The organism is Vreelandella alkaliphila (assembly GCF_016107625.1).
Lineage (GTDB): Bacteria > Pseudomonadota > Gammaproteobacteria > Pseudomonadales > Halomonadaceae > Vreelandella > Vreelandella alkaliphila.
The window spans coordinates 22369-43328 of the sequence record NZ_JABASV010000011.1; the positions used below are offsets into that span (position 1 = coordinate 22369).

Annotated in this window: 15 protein-coding genes; 13 read left to right on the forward strand and 2 right to left on the reverse strand. The window is 53.8% G+C overall.

Translation table 11 applies throughout. The features are described 5' to 3' along the window. Entirely contained in the window at positions 1 to 1272 is a 1272-nt protein-coding gene (locus JFC11_RS15405; RefSeq protein ID WP_120387152.1) for an ABC transporter substrate-binding protein, read from the reverse strand. Between the two features lie 597 nt (positions 1273 to 1869). Between JFC11_RS15405 and JFC11_RS15410 the strand changes: the two genes are divergently transcribed. From JFC11_RS15410 to JFC11_RS15440, 7 genes are all read left to right on the forward strand, one after another. After that, a complete protein-coding gene (locus JFC11_RS15410; RefSeq protein ID WP_198349909.1) occupies positions 1870 to 3393 on the forward strand; it encodes a carbohydrate porin in 1524 nt (507 codons plus the stop codon). 131 nt (positions 3394 to 3524) lie between these two features. Further along, positions 3525 to 6230: an HTH-type transcriptional regulator MalT gene (malT, locus tag JFC11_RS15415; RefSeq protein ID WP_198349910.1), complete on the forward strand. Its 2706-nt coding sequence runs from the start codon at positions 3525 to 3527 to the stop codon at positions 6228 to 6230. A 139-nt stretch (positions 6231 to 6369) separates the two neighbouring features. After that, entirely contained in the window at positions 6370 to 8064 is a 1695-nt protein-coding gene (locus tag JFC11_RS15420) for an alpha-amylase family glycosyl hydrolase (protein ID WP_198349911.1), read from the forward strand. Next, positions 8052 to 9167 carry a sn-glycerol-3-phosphate ABC transporter ATP-binding protein UgpC gene (ugpC, locus tag JFC11_RS15425; protein ID WP_198349912.1) on the forward strand — a complete coding sequence of 372 codons (1116 nt, stop codon included), beginning with the start codon at positions 8052 to 8054 and terminating at the stop codon, positions 9165 to 9167. Before JFC11_RS15420 ends, ugpC begins: the two co-directional genes overlap by 13 nt. Positions 9168 to 9326: 159 nt before the next feature. Then, on the forward strand, positions 9327 to 9851 hold the full coding sequence (locus JFC11_RS15430) for a DUF3455 domain-containing protein (RefSeq protein ID WP_198349913.1): 525 nt from the start codon (positions 9327 to 9329) through the stop codon (positions 9849 to 9851). A 238-nt stretch (positions 9852 to 10089) separates the two neighbouring features. After that, positions 10090 to 10671 (forward strand): sigma-70 family RNA polymerase sigma factor, encoded by a 582-nt coding sequence (locus JFC11_RS15435; RefSeq protein WP_253920290.1) that lies wholly within the window; start codon positions 10090 to 10092, stop codon positions 10669 to 10671. Beyond that, positions 10668 to 11390 carry an anti-sigma factor gene (locus JFC11_RS15440; protein ID WP_038483282.1) on the forward strand — a complete coding sequence of 241 codons (723 nt, stop codon included), beginning with the start codon at positions 10668 to 10670 and terminating at the stop codon, positions 11388 to 11390. The genes JFC11_RS15435 and JFC11_RS15440 overlap by 4 nt, the downstream gene beginning before the upstream one ends. 62 nt (positions 11391 to 11452) lie before the next feature. On the opposite strand, the gene trkA is transcribed toward JFC11_RS15440, so the two are convergent. Beyond that, positions 11453 to 12826, reverse strand: coding sequence for a Trk system potassium transporter TrkA (trkA, locus tag JFC11_RS15445; protein ID WP_095604285.1), 1374 nt, complete (start codon positions 12824 to 12826; stop codon positions 11453 to 11455). Positions 12827 to 13033: 207 nt separating this feature from the next. Here trkA and kdpF point away from each other — a divergent pair, with 207 nt between their 5' ends. From kdpF to JFC11_RS15475, 6 genes are read left to right on the forward strand one after another with little or no spacing between them, the layout of a single operon-like run. Further along, entirely contained in the window at positions 13034 to 13114 is an 81-nt protein-coding gene (kdpF, locus tag JFC11_RS19195; RefSeq protein WP_084183678.1) for a K(+)-transporting ATPase subunit F, read from the forward strand. 9 nt (positions 13115 to 13123) lie between these two features. Next, positions 13124 to 14815, forward strand: coding sequence for a potassium-transporting ATPase subunit KdpA (kdpA, locus tag JFC11_RS15455; protein WP_198349914.1), 1692 nt, complete (start codon positions 13124 to 13126; stop codon positions 14813 to 14815). Positions 14816 to 14825: 10 nt separating this feature from the next. Further along, positions 14826 to 16862, forward strand: a complete 2037-nt coding sequence (gene kdpB, locus JFC11_RS15460) for a potassium-transporting ATPase subunit KdpB (RefSeq protein ID WP_198349915.1) — start codon at positions 14826 to 14828, stop codon at positions 16860 to 16862. Between the two features lie 10 nt (positions 16863 to 16872). Then, positions 16873 to 17556: a potassium-transporting ATPase subunit KdpC gene (gene kdpC / locus JFC11_RS15465; protein ID WP_232482936.1), complete on the forward strand. Its 684-nt coding sequence runs from the start codon at positions 16873 to 16875 to the stop codon at positions 17554 to 17556. Positions 17557 to 17560: 4 nt separating this feature from the next. Beyond that, a complete protein-coding gene (locus JFC11_RS15470) occupies positions 17561 to 20245 on the forward strand; it encodes a sensor histidine kinase (RefSeq protein ID WP_198349916.1) in 2685 nt (894 codons plus the stop codon). After that, positions 20235 to 20951, forward strand: a complete 717-nt coding sequence (locus JFC11_RS15475; RefSeq protein WP_095604281.1) for a response regulator — start codon at positions 20235 to 20237, stop codon at positions 20949 to 20951. The genes JFC11_RS15470 and JFC11_RS15475 overlap by 11 nt, the downstream gene beginning before the upstream one ends. Positions 20952 to 20960 lie beyond the last annotated feature (9 nt).

The window sequence follows — 20960 nt, forward strand, 5'->3', positions numbered from 1 at the left end:
TTACCAGTTGCGACGCTTCAGGCGGAGTAGATCGCCTTCGAGGTCAGCGACGGCGTCAGCGCCAGTTTTAGTACCCGAAAGCACATCATGTGAGGTGCTGAAAAAGGCATTGCTAACACGGCCATAGGCATCCCCGGTAGGTGCTGACGGACGGGCAACAGCGTTGGTGAAGGTGTCGTAAAGAGTGCCAAAGAAAGGCACGGCTTCCAGTACCTCTTCATCTTGGTAAAGCGCATCGATGGTGGGGTTGTAGGACGCTTGGATGGCACGACGCTTTTGCTCTTCTTCACCGGCTAAGAAAGCGACCAGATCAGCGGCGAGTTCGGGATGTTCGCTATAGCGGGATACTGCTAAGTTCCAACCGCCTAAGCCAGCTGCACTTCGACCGTCTTCTCCACCTGCGGGCAATTGGGTGACGCCGACACTGCCACGTACATCGCTATCTTCGCTTTGAGCCAGTGACCAGGCGTATGGCCAGTTGCGCATAAATACGGCATTGCCGCCCTGGAAAACACCACGGGCTTCTTCTTCGGTATAATTCAGCACGCCTTCCGGAGAGATATCACCAATCCATGAGGCTGCTAAATCCAGTGCTTCAGCAGCTTTTTCGTTATTGATGGTAACTTCGCCATTCTGATCTACCACGGTACCACCACCGAAGCTTGATACCCACTCCAGTGCATTGACGGTAAGTCCTTCATAGGCACGCCCCTGGAAGACAAAACCCTGCATACGATCATTGCCTTCTGCGCGCTCGGCATCTTTGATATCACGCGCGATGTCGGTCAGTTCTTGCCACGTAGTAGGTACGTCATGGCCATGTTTCTCCAGCAGGTCTTCGCGGTAATACAGAACACCTGCGTCGGTAAACCAGGGCATCGCAACTAGGCGGCCATCGATAGTGTTGTTGGTGACAATGGTGTCGAAGTGGCCTGCCGCGGCGTCTTCCCCGAGTACTTCGCTTAAATCAAGCAGGTGATTAGCGAGTAGGCCGGGCCAGACAACATCGATCTGCATGACATCAATGTCGCTAGAGTTGGCGGATAAAATTTGTTGGTAGAGTGACAAACGTTCAGTAGATGAGTTTGGCGTTGAAACCACATCGACACTGTGGCCGGTCTTCTCTTCCCAGGCGCTCACACCTTCTTGGCAAAGGGTAAGCTCCGCACCAACAGCTCCACAAGAAATGGTTAACTCAGCCGCCTGGGCAGAACCTGTGGCGCTAGCGAGACTAGCCAAAGCAATGGCAGAAGTGAGTAGTGTCTTTTTCATAGGGCGTTCCTCGGCATTTGTTGTTATGGGTAATGAGTGTTAAAAACGCTTGTAGCGCCTACTTAAACGATTAAGTAAGGTGCCAGTTAGCCGTCTCCTCGTGACAAGTTCAATAGCGACTTTTGTCTAATGCCGTTGCATCACTTTTTTCTAACCTAATGAACAGTTTAGACATTGGTCGATAATTAGTGATTTCTTGTTGGTTTACTACCTCTTAATCGATTAAGTTCTTTCTACCGTTATCTGGCGGGATAAAACGTAGTTGCTTTGCAACATAATTTGCTGAATTCGGTTCGCAGAACAGCGTTTAGCGCCACTCAGTGGGAGAGTCGTTGGGCGTGTTGATGAGCGTGGGCTATCCGTGCAGTAAAGCGACAGACTGATGGCTTTGGCTCGAAGGAAGGTTTAAAGCAAAAGCATCAGAAACTTACGTTTTCAACAAAATCTCAAAAATAAAAGATTTAAAGCCAAGTTTTTAAAGCGATTTTTAAAACGCTTTTTTTAAAGCATAGCTCTTAGGAATACAGCTCCTAGGAATACAGCTTTTAAGGGTATGGCTTTTAAAAACAAGGGCTTAATAAATTAGGGTTTAAAACAATGCACAAAATGACATTCAAAACACCTCTCGCCATTGCCATCGCCGCTGCCAGTTTTGGGCTGTGTGGCACTGCTAGCGCCAACACAACATTGGAAGAGCGATTTGCTCAGTTAGAAGCAAGAATTGCGGCTGCCGAGCAGCGGGCGGAGGCTGCAGAACGTCGCGCGGAGTTAGCTGAGCAGGGACATGCTGCACCATCGTCAAGTGCGCCCGCTACCAATGCTGATATTGAAGAACGCCTTGCCCGTGTAGAGCGCCAATCCAGCGGTGAAGAGGGATTCTCCTTTAATGTCTATGCGCGTTCCGGCCTGCTAATTGGTGAAGATGGCAAAAGCGCACCAGGTGGTCCTTATCTGACACCCGCGGGTGGAAATGGCGGTGCCGTTGGTCGTTTGGGCAACGAGCCGGATACATACTCTGAAGCCATTCTGAACTACCGCATGCAGTTTGATAACGGTGCAAAAGCTCGTTACACCACGATGTTGGCTGCCGGTACTAATTCCAGTAACGATTGGGTAGGTGACGATACCAACCTAAACGTGCGCCAGGTGTATGCCGAATTTAGTGACTTACCAAGCTTTACCGGCGCGTTTGAAAACGCTTCCATTTGGGCCGGTAAGCGCTTTGACCGTGATAACTTTGATATCCATTGGCTAGATAGCGATGTTGTCTTCCTCGCCGGTACCGGTGGCGGTATATACGATATGCAGCTAGCCGATAACTGGAAGAGTAACCTTTCAGTCTATGGCCGCAGCTTCAGCGACTATCCGGTCGTCAACCGTGAAAACCCTGGCTTAGATGGGGAAGATAGCGATACGGATAACCTCGTGCTGACCTCTAATAATTACTTCGGTAACTGGCAGGTCATGGTCAACGGCATGTCTGCTGCTGATAACGATGAGCGTGATATTGGCGTGGGCCAAACCGCGGCTGATACCGGCTGGCATACCATGGTGGCTTACCACGGCGACAGCTTCTTCGGCATGGGCGAAGGTAACTTTAAGGCCGCTGTACTGCACGGCCAAGGCTTAGGGGCCGAAGTTAAAGGGTTGGGTAGCAACGGCGACCTGACGGATGATGCTACCGCAACGCGGCTGGCGTTATACGGAACGACCTATATTGCACCGAAGTGGCGTATTGCACCGTCTATACTGGCTGAAACCAGTGAAGATCGTTTCGCCAATGGTGACAGTTATGATTGGGCTACGCTAAACGTACGTCTGGCCAATGAAATCAATCAGAATTTTGAAATGCAGTACGAAGCTAGCTATCAGTGGATGGATTTAGATCCACAGGGTTACAGTGACCGTAACGCGGTTGATGGTGACTATATGAAGTTCACTATCGCACCGACTTTCAAGCCGGAATTAGGTGGTTTCTGGAAGCGTCCTGAGATCCGTCTATTCACGACTTACAGCGACTGGGACGAGAGCCTTAATAGCTACGGTGCAAGTTCTCTAGGTAGCGATGGATTTACTGGCGGTGAATTTACCTTTGGCGTACAAACCGAGGTATGGTTCTGAGCAGAGGTTCTGAGCAGAGGTTCTAAGCGTAAGCCGCTGCTCGCTAGTGAAAACTGTTTCTCCAATGCTGATTGCCCGCGACGTGTCGCGGGCTTTTTGTTATGTAAAAGCACTGATATCGGGAGGCGCTGATGTCGTTACTCCAAGAAAAGCTAAAGGCTCCGCCGCTGCCGCTTAGTGTGGTGGCCCGGCCACGTCTAAATGATCATTTCGCCTTAAACGAGCGCACCCGCTTGCTGGTACTGGCAGCGCCCTCGGGTTATGGCAAAACGACACTGCTGGCTGAACGATTGCCCGCGCTGGAGCAGGAGGCCGCTTGGTTACGATTGGATCAGCGTGATAACCAGCCAGCACGCTTTCTAACCTACTGGCGGGCAGCGTTGAACAAACTGTTCGATGACGCCTATGTGCTTTCGCCCATGGCTGACAATGCTAACTGCATCGAGCAGCTTGAACGCTGGTTGGGAGAGTTACCCGAGCAACGTTCCCCGTGTCGTTTAGTCGTCGATGAATTTGAACACGTGACCCATCCCGATATTTTGGCGGGTGTCGCTCACTGGCTGCGTCATCAGCCGCCTTGGTTGACCTTGACACTGGCGAGCCGCTCGCGACCCGCGCTTGGTTTGGCGAGTTTGCGATTGAGAGGGGAGCTTGAAGAGATCGACCTTCATGGCTTGGCCTTTGACAGCGAAGAAGCACACACCTTGTGTGCCGAACAGCTAAGTTTTCCGCCCACCCGAGTAAGCCTTGAACGTGCCTTGCGTAGAAGCGGTGGCTGGATTGTAGCGCTTAACTGGCTGGTTGAGCGAACCACCACGCGCGCGGGATTTGATGCGCTGGTAGAGCGCTTAAGCGGTGCGCACCCTGATTTTGTCGCTTGGTTTGATGAGCTGCTCGCTGCCGCGCTTCCCTCTGAAGAGCGCGAGTTAATGCTTCAGTTGGGGGTGTTAGAGCGTTTTTCGCCCGAGCTAATGGCGCGCCTTTTGGAAGGAGAGCGGTTAACTCAGCGCTTGGAAGCGTTTGAGCAAGCGGGGCTATTCATTGAACGCCCCGACCCGCATAGCCAGTGGTTCCGCTTTCAGCGACTGTTTGGCGAGTATCTTCGTCACCGCCGACACGAGCTTGATTTAGCCACTCAGCGAAGGTTACACCAGCGTGCAAGCCAGGCGTGGTTAGCGCTAAATGATCCGGTCATGGCGCTACGCCAGGCAATCTTAGCCGAGGAGCCAGAGGATGTTGCCAGCTTATTGACCGCGCAGGGCCCTGCATTACTAGCCAGTGGAGCTTATGCGTTATTAGCGCAAGGCTTTGCACTGTTGGGCGAACCGCGACTTTCAAAACGTCCGGAGCATACGCTGCTCTATGGTTGGGTATCCCATGGGCAATTTCAGTTTGATATCACGGCACGAGTGATCGGATGGATAGAGGCGCAGCTGGATGAGCCCGAATGGCAGGCATTGAGTGCTGAATTTGCCACATTGCGTGCCCAATTGGCAATTAACCAGGGTGATGCTGAGCGCGCAGCGCCACTGGCTGAGCAAGCGCTCGCGTCGCCTGCTCGCTATCTGGCGTCAACACCACTAACCGCCACCGCTATTCTTAGTGAAGCACGCTTTGTTCTGGGCTATCTGGAAGAGTCGCTTCAGCGCGTTAGAGAAGTAGAGCGCCATGCTCGTCAGCGCAACGATCATCAACTGCTGCTGTGGTCATACTGTCATCAGTCTGAAACCCTGGTGGCTCAGGGACGCTTGCAGGCCGCCTATGATATTCAAGAGCGCGCCTTTGCTCATCTAGAGCGCGCCGAACTTGAACATTTACCGGTCGCGGAGTTTTTGTACCGCATTCGCAGCCAGGTGCTTTGGGAGTGGCATCGGTTAGACGAAGCCGAGCAGGCTGCGTTGAAAGGTATTGCGGTGTTAGACAATCAAGGCGAGCGCTGGACGCTGCAGTGCCATATTCAGCTCGCTAAAGTCGCCCAGAGCCGGGGAGACCAAGCGCAGTGTGCCGACCACATTCGTAGGCTGCGTAAAATTCTCTCAGAAGGGGATTACCACATTGATTGGGTAGCCAATGCCCATGCAACGCTGTTGGCGTGGTGGCAATCGACACACGATATGGATGCGGTCGAGCGTTGGCGCCAAGAAGCGCCAGAACCACTTACCGAGCATGCCACTAATCACTTTTCCCAGTGCAACGTACGTAACCATGCCCGTGCATTAACACTATTGGGGCGCTACGAAGAGGCCCGAGAACTGCTGGATGCCCTTGAAGACCACACCCGGCGGCTAGGATTAGTGACTGACGCGAATCGCAACCAGCTGTGCTTAGCGGCGGTGGCTTGGCATCAGGGGCAAACCACCCAGGCAAGCAACCATATACAGCAGGCACTCAGTTTAGCTTCCCGCACCGCATTGGTAGGCAGCTTTTTACGGATAGGCAAACCACTGGGGGAGCTGCTGTCGACGCTATTAGCAAGTAACAGCTTAGACCCCCTTGAACAGGCTCGTGCGGAGCGGTTGTTGACCTTAGCTGGCCGCCAAAAAGATTTTGGCAGTGCTCGCCGCTTGATGCTGGACGAGACAGTCATTGCCAACATTGTGGCACGGCCCGATGTGCCTGAACTTATCCGTACGTCGCCACTCACTCGCCGAGAGTGGCAAATCTTGGGGCTGATTCATGCTGGGCTCTCTAATGAGCAGATCGCTGAACAGCTATCGGTGGCGCCGACCACCATCAAAACGCATATCCGCAGCCTTTATCAAAAACAGAATATTCGGCGGCGGGATGAAGCCATTGCGCTGGCGGGGCAATTACTGGCGCATATTCAAGGAGAATAAGAGGAGAGTAAACAGTGCTTAAGGGCGGCGGTAGCGGCTACTCCTAACACCTACGCCCACTGCTACCTCTAGGGGAGGATTTTATCTTTCGATCAACGCTGCATCATGCCAATCAACAGGTAATGATAAGGACAATATAATGATGCAGGCATCTTCTACTTCCCGCTACGTTGGCAGCCAAGGCGCTGACTGGTGGCGCGGCGCAGTGATTTACCAAATTTATCCGCGCAGCTTTATGGATAGCGACGGAAAGGGCGGCCAGAGCGATGGGATTGGTGACTTAAAAGGGCTGATTGATAAGCTTGATTACATTGCCTCGCTAAACGTCGATGCCATCTGGCTGTCGCCGTTTTTCACCTCGCCCATGAAAGACTTCGGCTACGATATTAGCGATTACCGTGGTGTTGACCCGATGTTTGGCACCTTGGAAGATTTTGATCGCCTAGTAGAGGGCGCCCATGCCAGAGGGCTAAAGGTGACGATTGATCAGGTAATGTCGCACACCTCTGACCAACACGCCTGGTTTGAAGAGAGCCGCAAAAGTCGTGATAACCCGAAAGCAGACTGGTATGTCTGGGCCGACCCCAAACCTGATGGTGCGCCACCGACCAACTGGCAGTCGGTGTTTGGTGGTAGCGCCTGGCAGTGGGATACGCGCCGTTGCCAGTACTATCTGCATAACTTCCTGGCCAGTCAGCCGGATCTCAATTTCCGTACTCCCGCCGTGGTGGATGCCATTCTGGAAGAAGCGCGCTTTTGGCTGGAGCGGGGCGTCGACGGATTCCGTCTTGATGCAGTGAACTTCTGCACCCACGGCGAGCTCAAGGATAATCCTCCGCGCGTAGAAGTAACCGAAAGCTTTTTAGGTGTTCGTCCGGACAATCCCTATGGCTACCAGCTGCATCAGCACGATAAAACCCAGCCGGAAAATGTGGTGTTTTTAGAACGCCTGCGCGGCCTGCTCGATGAGTATCCCGGCTCGACGAGCGTAGGAGAAGTTGGTGACGACGACGCCCTGGGCGTGATGGCGGAATACTCCCAAGGCGGCAATCGCCTGCACATGTGCTACTCCTTTAACCTGCTGACTGACAAAGCCGACCCTGGTTATTTGCATAAAACGCTCACCGAAATGGAGGCGCGGATTGGCGACGGCTGGCCCTGTTGGGCACTAGGAAATCACGATGTCACCCGCCTTGCCACCCGCTGGCGGGCTGAAGGACAACTGGATAAGCTACGGCTTTATATGGTGTTTTTGCTTACCCAGCGGGGCAGTGTGTGCCTTTACCAAGGTGAAGAACTTGGCTTGCCAGAAGCCGAACTGACGTTTGAGCAGTTGGTTGACCCGGCGGGCATCACCTTTTGGCCTGCCTATAAAGGTCGCGATGGTTGCCGAACGCCACACCCTTGGCAAGCCGATGCGCGACACGCTGGCTTTAGCGATGTCACGCCCTGGCTGCCAGTGCCCGATTCGCACGCCAGTCTCGCCGTTGATCAACAAGATAACGATGCCGGTTCGTTGCTCAATGCCTACCGTGAGTTTTTAGCGTTTCGCCGCACCTTGCCAGCGTTAGTAAAAGGCCAGGTGCGCTATCACGCCGTGCATGATGAGGTGCTCTGTTTAGAGCGTACCTATCAACACTCACGTCTGCTGATTGCACTGAATTTTAGCGACCAAACCGTCACTCGCGTGGCGCCTAAAAGCGCTGAATCACTGAAGGGTTCGCCTGCTTGGCTAAACGGCGAGTGGCAGGAGGGGCAACTACGGCTACCACCTTACGGCGTGGCGATTGCCTGCTGCCCACAGTCCGAGGAGGATGCACCATGGGACGTTTAACGCTTAGCGGTATTGGTAAATCCTTTGACGGTGTGGAAATCTCCCGGGATATCGATCTTACGATCGAAGATGGCGAGTTTGTGATCTTCGTTGGACCCTCTGGCTGCGGAAAATCCACCTTGCTGCGTATGATCGCAGGCCTGGAAGATATCACCGAAGGTGATATGCAGCTTGATGGTCAGCGGATCAATGAGACTCCACCCCAGGAGCGGGATATCGGCATGGTGTTCCAATCCTATGCGCTTTACCCGCACATGAGTGTGGCGGAAAACATGGCCTTTGGCTTAAAGCTGGCGCGCACTGATAAAGCCGAGATTCGCCGTCGCGTTCAGCATGCCGCTGACATGTTGCACTTGACTGAACTGCTGGAACGCAAACCTAAAGATCTTTCCGGTGGCCAGCGTCAGCGGGTAGCGATTGGCCGTACCTTGGTAAAAGAGCCCGCGGTTTTTTTGTTCGATGAGCCGCTTTCTAATCTGGATGCCGCGCTGCGGGTGGATATGCGGGTGCAAATTGCGGCGCTGCATAAGCGCCTGAACGCCACCATGATCTACGTGACCCACGATCAAGTGGAAGCGATGACGCTGGCTGACCGTATTGTGCTGCTTTCCCGTGGCCGTATCGCCCAGGTCGGCGCGCCGCTTTCGCTCTATCACTTCCCTAAAACCCTTGAAGTGGCCGAGTTCATCGGCTCGCCGCGGATTAATACCTTTCCCGTCACGGTGGTAGATCCAGGCGAGCGTCAAACAGTCGTGCGTCTGCATAGCGGTGATACGCTGACAGTGGCGGTCAATGGCAAGCACCTTCAGTCAGGGGATAGCGCAACGCTTGGGCTGCGGGCAGAAGATTTTGTCGCCGCAGAGCAGGCAGAAGCCACGCTGGATGCGACCTTAATGGTGGCGGAAAAGCTGGGTTACGAAACGCTGGCGCACTGGCAGGTAGCAGGTATTAGCGTTCCGCTTACCCAGCATTTAGACGGTTTGACCCACTTAGAAGAGGGCCAAACAGTGCGTTTGGGGCTTGCAGGCCAGCATTGCCACCTGTTTGATCACAGTGGCAATGCCTGCCCCCGGCAGGTTGCAGTAGATGGCGTTAGCCAATAATTAATCAGCTGATTTACATACATAAAAAGCGCCTCAAATTTTTTAGGCGCTTTTTTATTAATTATTTTCTAAAAAGAGTGCATCCAAAACGTCTTCTCGTGTGTATCCCCTATACAGCCACACTTTGCAGTGGTTGATACAAAACCCAAGGAGACTGAAATGACTATCCAACCTCTTACGCGTGCAGCACTCGCCGCTACCTTGATTGCATCCTTCAGTCACGTTGCGCTGGCCGATATGACGCCTGCCGACGTTCAAGTGCCCGATGGCAATACCATCGCTCTAGAAACAGTGGGTGTGGGTGCGATTACCTACATGTGCGAAGCTAAAGGTGACGGTACTATGGGCTGGGTATTCAAAGGTCCCCACGCGGCGCTGAACGACAGTGATGGTGCTCAAGTTGGCAGCTACTACGGCCCGCCTGCTACTTGGGAAGCGTTGGATGGCTCCAAAGTTACCGGCACTCAGCTGGCAACTGCCGCGAATGGTGATGGCAATATCCCGTTGCAGCTCGTTGAAGCGAATCCTGCGGCAGGTGAGGGCGCAATGACTGGCGTTAGCTATATTCAACGCCTGAATACTCAGGGTGGTGTCGCACCCGATGTGGCTTGCGATGATGGCCATGGCGGTGCCACCGCAGTCGTCACTTATCAGGCAGATTATATTTTCTGGACAGCTAACTAAGTCCTTTTATTGCTAAGTGGTAAGTAACACTTTTGCTAAGCAATGTTTTGCTCAAGAAACACATCTAAGTAAGGCTAGAGGCTCGTCTCGCGGGTCTCTAGCCGCTATGCTAGCCAAAAGAGCGGCGATAACAGTAGTGGCGATAGTATTTGTGAGTAGTATTTGTGAATAGTATTTGCGAGTAGTATTTGTGAATAGTATCGGCGACTGTATCGGCGTGTCACCAGGGAGCTAGCATGTGTCTGATATAGGCGTGTCTACGATAGCTAACGACTTCGATTATGCTGATGCGCTTGCCCGCTGCGCGCGTGGCGAGCAAGCAGCGCTACACCAACTTTATCGTCAAGAGGGCGCCAGACTGCTTGGCGTTGTCATGCGCATTGTGAAAGACCGCGGTATGGCTGAGGACATTGTCCACGATGCTTGCCTGAACATCTGGCAGCGTGCCGATAGTTTCGACCCCGAACGGGGCTCTGCCCGCACCTGGATATTCAGTATTGCCCGCCACTTAGCACTAAACGCTATTCGCCAGCGCGACCGAGAAATCAGGGTGGATATCAACGACCCAGGCGAGCTAGCCGATGATGATACCTACCAACAGTCATTATCGACAACTGCGGAAGCTTTTGACTGGCAGACTGGCCAACAGATGGATGAGTGCCTGCAGCAATTGGAAACCGAGCGCCGCAACTGTGTGCTACATGCCTACGTGGATGGGTTAAGTCATGCTGAAATTTCTGCACACACCGGCGCGCCGCTAGGCACTGTTAAAGCCTGGATTAAGCGAAGTTTGCTTCGCCTGCGGGAGTGTATGTCATGACACGTTCAAACGAAAACGATGACCTTTATGCGCTTGCAGGGGAGTACGTGCTAGGTTCGTTACCCATTGCTGAGCGAGAAGCCTTTGAGGCACGCTTAGCCAATGATCCAGAATTACAGACCATCGTGGCTGACTGGGAAGAGCAGTTTTTCCCCTACACCGCGATCGTTGATCCTGTTACCCCATCAGATTATTTATGGCCGCGTATAGAGCGCAGCATGCACGCCGCATCGAAAAGATCAGCACGTGTTCCTAGGGCGGCACCAACGCCACGCCGCTTGGTGCACAGCCTACCATTTTGGCGCGCCGCTACCGGCCTTGGTTTGGCTGCCGCGGTGACCATGGGCGTGATATTGACCAATGTCTCTACTGCACCAACAACGCCGGAATATATGGTGGTGCTGTTAGCGCCGCAAACTCAATCAGCCGGGTGGGTCGTACAGGCCGCCAACCGCCAGGAAATTCAACTGATCCCGTTGGGCACTTTTGAAGTGCCCGAAGGAAAAGCACTGGAGTTCTGGACCAAAGCAGATGATTGGCAAGCGCCGGTTTCACTTGGCCTAGTAGAACCAGGGCAACCGTTGCGCCTGCGTTTAGACCAGTTACCGCCGCTTGAGGATAATCAGCTCTTTGAGCTCACTCTAGAAGATGACACCGGTTCGCCCACCGGTTTACCAACTGGCCCGATAGAGTTTATTGGCCGCGCGGTGGAGATTTAACGCATAGTGTTGTTAACGATGCTAAGGAGCCTCTGATTAACGTGAGGCGAGTTCCGGGTGGCTTAAAAGAACGTTAAACCCACTTGGAATAGCCGCTCCACGTCACGAATGCGCCGCTTATCAATCACGAACAGAATGACGTGGTCGCCGCTCTCTACCATCACATCCCCATGGCCAATGATGACCTCTTTGCCTCGCACAATGGCACCAATGGTGGTGCCTTCAGGAAGATTGATCTCAGCAATGGTACGGCCTACCACCTTGGACGACTGCTTGTCACCGTGGGCGATCGCCTCGATAGCTTCCGCAGCGCCACGGCGCAGCGAGTGCACGTTGACAATATCGCCCCGGCGGACGTGGGTAAGCAGGCTACCGATGGTCGCTTGCTGGGGTGAAATGGCGATATCTATTTCGCCCCCCTGAACCAAGTCCACGTAGGCAGCGTTGTTAATCAGCGTCAGTACTTTCTTGGCGCCCAAGCGTTTGGCCAGCAGCGACGACATAATATTGACCTCGTCGTCGTTGGTCAGGGCACAAAAGATATCGCAGTCTTCGATGTTCTCTTCTTCCAGCAGCCGCTTGCTGGTGGCGCTGCCGTGTAGCACCACCGTTCGGTCAAGCCGCTCGGAAAGCGCAGTACAGCGCTCTAAACTGTGCTCGATAATCTTGACCTGATGGCTGTGCTCCAGGTGTTCGGCCAAGCGTTCACCGATATTGCCCCCACCAGCAATCACCACCCGTCGAAAATCCCGTTCAACGCGGCGTAGTTCGCTCATTACCGCGCGAATATCGCGCCGTGCGGCCAGGAAAAACACCTCGTCGTCGGCTTCAATCACCGTATCGCCACGGGGAATAATTGGTCGGTTGCGGCGGTAAATTGCCGCCACGCGTGTTTCCACATTGGGCATGTGCTTGGCTAAAAAGGCTAAATCCTGTCCCACCAACGGGCCACCGTAGAACGCCTTGACCGCCACCAGCTGCACTAAACCACCGGCAAACTCCAATACCTGCAACGCACCGGGGTGCTCAATCAGGCGGCGAACATGATCCGTGACCACTTGTTCAGGGCTGATCAGTACATCAATAGGAATCGCTTCGTGGGCAAACAACCCCTTACGGGTGAGGTAGGCGGTTGAGCGTACACGGGCAATTTTGGTAGGCGTGCGAAACAGCGTATGGGCGACTTGGCAGGCGATCATGTTGATTTCATCGGTGTTGGTCACCGCAATCAACATATCGGCGTCTTCACAGCCCGCCTGACGCAGCACGATGGGATACGAAGCCGAGCCCGTCACGGTGCGAATATCCAGTTTGGTGTGCAGTTCGCGCAGTTTTGCGCCGTCGGTATCGACAACGGTGATGTCATTCTCTTCGCGGGCAAGGTGCTCCGCCAGGGTGGCACCAACTTGGCCGGCACCCAAAATAATAATCTTCATCGGTGGTTAGATCACTCTGGCGACATGTCACTGAAGATAGTCACCTATCTATAGGGAAGCTGTCGAGTGTAGCAATGGCAGGAAACCATATTAACGAGCCAAAAGTTCATTTTTTTACATCTTTTTGACGGCTAACGCCTTAAACGCCATCGATTTTTTACGCAGGCAATCTCTAAGCTCTGGGGGCCAATCAAAGGAGGCACATCGATGAATATTGCACTGTTGATAATCGCGACCGGCACAGCGGCGTACTTGTTTTATGCGCTATTTTGCCCCGAGCGTTTTTAGGAGATTGCTATGAACGACATGATCGCCATTTATGCCATCGTGGCATTACTTGGTGTGCCACTAGGGATATACATTGCCCGCGCGCTAAGTACTCAGCCCAGTCGAATCGACACGCTATTCAGAGTGATAGAAACGCCTATCTATCGATTAGCAGGCGTTAATAGTCAAAGCGTAATGACGTGGCAAGTATATGCGCTAGCTATTCTGAAACTGCATGTAGGCTTGATACTGCTGGCATGGCTGGTGTTTATGTGTCAGGGCTTATTGCCCCTGAATCCTGACGGCATACCTGGTATGAAGTGGGATACAGCGCTGCATACGGCGGTATCGTTTGCCACCAACACTAACCAGCAACACTACTCGGGCCAGGCGCAGCTTTCCCACCTAAGCCAAACCTTTGCCATTGTAACGCTGCAGTTTTTAACCCCCGCTACGGGGCTCGCTGTGCTAGTCGCCATAGCGCGTACTTTGCTAGTGGCTCGGCCTGCGGGAACGGTAAAAGGGGTTGGCAATTACTATCATGATATGACCCGCACGTTAGTGCGCGTTATGTTGCCGCTGGCAGCAGTGGTGGCGTTGTTACTGACCTCGCAAGGAGTACCTTCTAGCTACCAAGCGGCGCATCAGGTGGAGATGCTGGATTCGCAAGTGGAAGAGGTGCAGTCGATTCCCTTAGGGCCGGTTGCGTCAATGGTTGCGATCAAACAGCTAGGCACCAATGGTGGTGGCTGGTATGGACCAAACTCTAGCGTTCCGCTTGAAAATCCAACGCCGTTGGCCAACGTGATTGAAACCGCTTCGCTGACGATCATTCCCTTCGCATTACTGATTGCCATCGCACTTATTAGTGGCCGACGCCGATTAATGATGGGTATTGGTGCTGTGATGCTGACGTTTTCGCTGATTTCCACCTCGGTTGTGGTTTCTTCGGAACGTATGCCGAATGCTGCGCTTGTCGAGCTTTCCCAGCCCGGCGCTAATCTGGAGGGCAAAGAACTGCGTTTTGGTACCGATCTCTCCGCTTTGTGGGGCAGTTGGACGACACAAACATCGAACGGCTCCGTTAACGCCATGCACGACAGCTTCAACCCCATGGGCGGCATGATGGTGTTGATGGATATGTTTGTGAACGTCACCTTTGGCGGCATCGGTGTTGGGCTTATCGGTTTCTTTCTCTATCTGATGTTGGCGGCTTTTGTTGGTTCATTGATGGTCGGTCGAGCGCCTGAGCTGTTTGGCAAACCGCTAGAAACCCGTGAAATGCGCTGGATCTCTCTAGCGATCCTGGTACAGCCGTTAGTCATTCTTGGCCTCTCCGCGCTTACCGTAGCGATGCCGAACGCTGCTGGAACCTCAAATCCTGGTTTCCACGGCCTAACCCAAGTGCTTTACGAATTTGCCTCTGCATTTGCCAATAACGGCTCTGGTTTTGAAGGGCTTGGCGATGATACGCCGTGGTGGAACCTTGCCTGTGTTATCACCCTGATGGTCGGTCGATTCCTTCCCATGCTGGTGCCATTAGCGGTGGCCGGATGGCTGGCAGCGAAGCGCACTGCACCCGCGGGACGCGGCACCTTGCCGATGGATAGCCCGGCATTTATGGGATTGACCGCCGGTGTCATTGTGATTGTTAACCTGCTGGGCTTCTTACCGGCGTTAGTGCTTGGCCCGATTGCTGAAGCCGTGACGCAAGGCTTCTAGGAGAAACGAGATGTCACATACTGAGCTTGCTAAACAGCCGCGTCGTCCGCTACCCATTGGCCAGGTCGTCGCTGGGGCTGTGAAAGGACTTGCGCCTCAACAACTTGCGCGAAACCCCGTGATGGCCGTGGTCGCCATTGGTACCGTAGTGTGCTTTGGGCTGACGCCCATTGCTTTCGCCCAGGGAGAAAATGGCGGTTTTGCGTTGGCTATAGCGTTGTTATTGCTGGCCACCGTTCTGTTCGCCACGGGTGCCGAGTCGCTGGCAGAGTCACGTGGTAAAGCCCATGCTGGGGCGCTGCGTAAAACCAAGGGAGAGCTGAAGGCGGTTAAGCTGAACGCTGATGGTACGACGAGTAATGTAACGGCCGACTCTCTCCGCAAAGGCGATCGTGTGAAGGTTGTCGCGGGGGAGCTGATTCCCGCCGATGGCGATATCGTTGAAGGGGCTGCCTCGATCAATGAGTCGGCTGTCACCGGTGAATCTGCGCCCGTACTGCGTGAGGCGGGCACTGATAACAGCGGTGTCAGTGCCGGGACCAAAGTGCTGTCGGATCATCTGATTATTGAAGTTAGCGCTAACCCTGGCGAATCGTTGTTAGATCGCATGATTGCCTTGGTAGAAGGTGCCAACCGTCAGAAGACACCTTCCGAGTTGGCGCTGTCGGTACTCTTGGCAATGCTAACGCTGGTGTTTTTGATCGTGGTCGTCACCTTGGTACCCATGGCGGCTTTCGTGGGCGTTGAAACCTCCACGGTTATGCTCGTGGCATTACTGGTGTGTTTAATTCCGACCACTATTGGTGGCCTCTTGCCTGCTATCGGTATTGCGGGTATGGAGCGCGCTATGCGGGCTAACCTGGTGGCTAAATCAGGTAAAGCCGTCGAGATTGCTGGCAGCATCGACACCTTGCTGCTGGATAAAACCGGCACGATAACGCTTGGCGATCGCCGTGCGACGGAGTTTGCTCCTTGCCAACAGATTCCGCGTCAGCGAGTCCGTGACGTGGCGTTTTTAACGTCCCTGGAAGACCCTACGCCGGAAGGGCGTTCAATCGTGGAGCTAGCCACTGAGCAGGGCGTCGATGTCCAGCTTAGACAAGAAGCCGATGGTGCAACCTTTGAAGCGTTCAGTGCTGAAACACGCCTGTCAGGCGTTGATCTGACCAGCGGTAAAAAGCTGCGTAAGGGAGCACCGAACGCGATTGCGGAATGGGTAAAAGCCCAGGGCGGTGACATACCCAGCGATTACGAGCAGGTCATTGCGCGTATTTCACGGGATGGCGCAACCCCCATTGCGGTGGCAGAAGGCAGTCAGATTTTGGGCGTGGTGGCGCTGTCTGATGTGATTAAAAGCGGTATCGCGGAGAAGTTTGCTGAACTGCGTGCCATGGGTATCAAAACCGTAATGATTACGGGCGACAACCCGATTACGGCGTCGGCTATTGCCGCGACGGCGGGCGTGGACGACTACATTGCTGAAGCCACGCCAGAGCGCAAGCTAGCGTTGATTCGCGAAGAGCAGGCCAGTGGTCGCTTGGTTGCCATGGTGGGTGACGGTACTAACGATGCTCCCGCTCTTGCTCAAGCTGATCTAGGGTTGGCAATGAACTCAGGCACCCAGGCAGCCCGTGAAGCGGCCAATATGGTGGATCTGGACTCTGATCCTGGCAAGCTGATTAGTGCGGTGGAAATTGGCAAGCAGTTGCTGGTTACCCGAGGTGCGCTGACGACGTTCTCGCTGGCGAATGATGTGGCTAAATACTTTGTTATTTTGCCAGCGCTGTTTGCCGCCAGTTTCCCTGCGCTTGGCGTACTCGACGTTATGAATTTGCACTCTCCGACCACGGCGGTGCTAGCGGCGGTGCTATTCAACGCATTAATCATTACGGCATTGATTCCCTTTGCCCTGCGCGGTGTGTCTGTGAAGGCGGCATCGGCGACGGAGTTGTTGCGTCGAAATCTGCTGATTTATGGCCTGGGTGGGCTGCTACTGCCATTCCCCGCCATCAAGCTTCTCGACATGCTGATTGCGTTATTTATCTAGGAGAAACGTGATGAATGTAGATATGAAACGCCAGATCGCTGCGAATGACGATGTGCTGCAGGCAAAGGCCTCTTGGGGCAATGCACTTCGCTTTATGGTGGTAATGGCAGTTCTTCTGGGGCTAATTTACCCGTTGGTTACCACAACACTGGGCGGCTGGTTATTCCCCGAGCAGGCGCAAGGGAGTTTAGTTCGAGACGCCTCTGGTCGGGTGGTTGGGTCAAGCCTAGTGTCTCAGACGTTTGTCAGCGATGAGTACTTTATTGGTCGCCCATCAGCGGCGGGCAATGACGCAGGTGGCGTCTCAGGTTCTAATCTGGCGTCGAGTAACGTATCGCTGCGCGAGCGTGCCCAGGCAGATGCAAATGCCATTGCTCAACGTGAAAACGTAAGTGTCGATCAAATCCCTGTTGATCTGATTACCGCATCCGGCTCCGGTATCGACCCGCATATCTCCCCCGAGGCGGCTGAGCTACAGGTTGCCAGAGTAGCGCAAGCACGTGGAATCGACGAAGCTACTGTGACGGCGCTAATTGATCAAGCACTTGAAAATACAGGCTGGCTGGGCTCACCGGTGGTGAATGTGTTGCGGCTGAATGTCAGTTTGGATGATCGTTTTCCAGTATCATCAACCACCGCAGCGCCATTAACCCCAGCACCCGTCACCCCGACGGCTTCAGACACCATGGAGTAAACCAATGTATTCAGCGGATCAGCGACCCGATCCCAATACATTGCTAAAAGCCGCGCGCCGAGAGGCGCGCGGCTGTTTGCGTGTATTTCTGGGAGCCGCACCCGGTGTCGGTAAAACATACACCATGCTTCGCACCGCCCGTGAACGGGCAGAGGAAGGTGAAGATATTGTCATTGGCGTGGTGGAGTCACACGGTCGCGCTGATACCGAAGCCTTGTGTGATGGGGTGGCACGGCTTCCGTTAGCGCCTTTAAAGCACCATGGCCGAACCTTCTATGAATTTGATATTGATGCCGCCCTGGCGCGGCGTCCCACTATTTTGCTGGTGGACGAACTTGCCCACCGTAATATCCCCGGCAGTCGGCACCCGCGTCGTTACCAGGATATTGAAGAGCTGCTGGATGCAGGTATTGACGTGTGGACAACCGTTAACGTCCAGCATCTCGAAAGTTTGAATGATGATGTCGCGCGGATTACTGGGATTCGCATGCGCGAAACGGTGCCTGATGCGCTGTTAGAGCGCGCCCGAGACGTATCGCTTGTTGACTTAACGCCCGACGAGCTCCTTGAGCGCTTAAGGCGTGGCAAAGTCTATATACCCGAACAAGCCCGTGCTGCCATGGAAGGTTACTTTAATGAATCCAATCTCAACGCGCTGCGTGAGCTGGCAATTCAAACCATGGCCGAGCGAGTGGATGCTGATGTTAAAGTGGCAATGGATGCTGGTGGTAGGGCAGGCCCCTGGCCGGTAAGGCCACACCTGCTGGTGGTGATTAATGGAAGTGAAGACGACGTATCGCTGGTTCGCGCGGCTCATCGGATGGCAGAGCGGCGTTTGGCGGTATGGCGAGCGGTCTATGTTGATAAAGGAATTGCCTCCCCAGAGCAGCAACTGGCCATTGAACAAGTTTTCAGCCTGGTTACTCGGCTGGGTGGCGATTCAATACGTTTACAAGGGCATAGTCAGCTAAGCGAAGTTCTCAACTATGCACGTTCAATTAACGCGACCACCATTGTGGTCGGCCGCGAAGCGAAGCGTCGCTGGTGGAAATGGTCACGGCCACTGGCCCAACGCTTGATGGCGCATGCCGAAGCGTTCGATATTGTTGTAGTGGCTAAAGGGGCTGTGAAACAACGCGCCAATAAATGGCGGCATGGCTGGAAACTGCGTCCTCCCCAATTACTGGCCACTAGCTTGGCGGTGACGGCATCTTTAGGGGTGGCTGTCATGCTAGAGCCCTGGCTTGAGCTGGCCAACTTATCATTAGTGTTTTTAGTGGCCGTACTGTTTAGTGCCGTATGGGCGGGTACCGCCATGGCGATGTTCAGTGCCATCGCGAGCTTTTTAGTATTTAACTTCTTCTTTACCGAGCCACGTCTAACCTTTGCCATGGTAGAGCGTGGGCAACTGCTGACCGCAGTGTTCTTCTTGCTCGTAGCCGTGGTGGTTGGGCAGTTAGCGGGTAGGGGGAGGCGGCGTTTAATTGCACTGCGTGCTAGCCGCGATCAGACCCAGCTTTTGTTGCGTTATGCCGAACAGCTATCAACCGCGACAGACAGCGCCAGTGCAGCAAAAATTGGCGTTGATACATTGGTGCAGTGCTTTGCGGTGCCCACGGTATTTATTGAAAGCGCCGAAAGCGCGAATGAAGTGCGAGTTGTGCATGCGCTGCCGGATTCGGTGCGTTTGGACATGACCGCTAAGCAAGCGGCGGTGTGGAGTTGGCAGCATCAAAAGCCCAGTGGTCAAGGCACAGACACCCTGAGTCAACAGGCTTGGCGCTTGATACCCCTGACAGTGCAGGGAGAAAAAGTAGGGATGCTGGCGCTTAAACTGTCGGAAAGCCTAAAAGCGCTCACCTACGAGCGCGAGTCGTTAATGGATACGCTGGTGCGTCAGCTTAGTATGGCGCTAGAGCGCACCCGACTAGTGGCAGAGCTGAATACAACCCGTGTCTCTGAAGAGAACGAACGTCTGCGCTCTGCGTTACTCTCATCGGTGTCTCATGACCTACGTACACCACTCTCTTCTATTATTGGCTCAGCCAGTTCGTTGATTGAACTCAAACCGCAGCTAAGCGATAGCGATCAACGTGAGCTGCTTGATGGCATTTTGTCCGAAAGTGAGCGCCTCAATCGATACATACAAAACTTGTTGGATATGACCCGGCTAGGTCACGGCACGTTAAAAATTGAGCGAGACTGGGTAGCGTTTGACGACGTTATTAATTCAGCGCTCAAACGCTTGGGTCAGTCACTTAAGCATGTCGTTGTCCGCAAGTCCTGGCCTCCTTCGTTACCGCTACTTTATGTCCACCCTGCGCTGGTAGAACAAGCGTTGGTGAATGTCTTGGATAACGCTCAACGTTTTTCACCACCAGGGGGTGAATTGAGCATAAAGGCGCACTTCACTGAAGGTGATCCCGCAACGTTGGTGATTACTGTTGAAGATCAAGGCCCTGGTATTTCCCCCGAGCTACGCGAGCAGGTATTCGATATGTTTTACAGCGGTGGCGACGGCGATAGAAGTGCTCATGGCAGCGGCCTTGGTTTGGCCATATGTCGTGGCATGATTGGTGCCCATGGCGGCACTATTATGGCCGGTACGGGCGAAAGTGGGCGAGGTACCGCGATTATTATAACGCTGCCACTGTTAGGTGCAGATATTAGGAGGGGTGATGAAGAGTGAAGGCAGCGGTCGCATTCTAATTGTTGATGATGAGCAGCAGATTCGGCGATTTCTGCGTATCAGTTTAGCCTCTCAGGGCTACGCAGTATTGGAAGCAGAGAATGGCGAGCAGGCGTTAGCCATGGTGTATACCCAAGCCCCTGACGTCGTGCTGCTCGATTTAGGCTTGCCTGATATGGACGGCCACGAAGTACTGCAGGGTATACGTGAGCACAGTACCGTACCGGTCATTGTGGTATCTGTTCGTGATCGAGAAGAAGAGAAAGTCTTTTCGTTGGATAACGGTGCCAACGATTACGTTACTAAGCCCTTTGGCATTCAAGAGTTACTCGCGCGTATAAGAGCGGTATTGCGCTTGGCCCAGAAAGTTCGGGGAGAGCAAACATCGAGTTACTATGTCAGTCAGGGTTTAGCGATTGATCTGGAGCTAAGGCGGGTCACACTACAGCAAGACGATGTGCATTTAACGCGGAAAGAGTTCGCTGTGTTAGCGCGCCTGTGCCGCTACGCCGGGCGAGTCGTTACCCAGACCCAGTTGTTAAAAGAAATTTGGGGGCCAACGCATGTTGATGATACGCACTATTTGCGCATCGTGATCAGCCGGCTAAGGCAGAAATTGGGGGATGACCCACAAACACCAACCCTGCTTCAAACAGAAGCAGGCGTCGGGTATCGATTATTGGTAGAAGCCGCACTGCGCCCTTGAGCGTAGCGC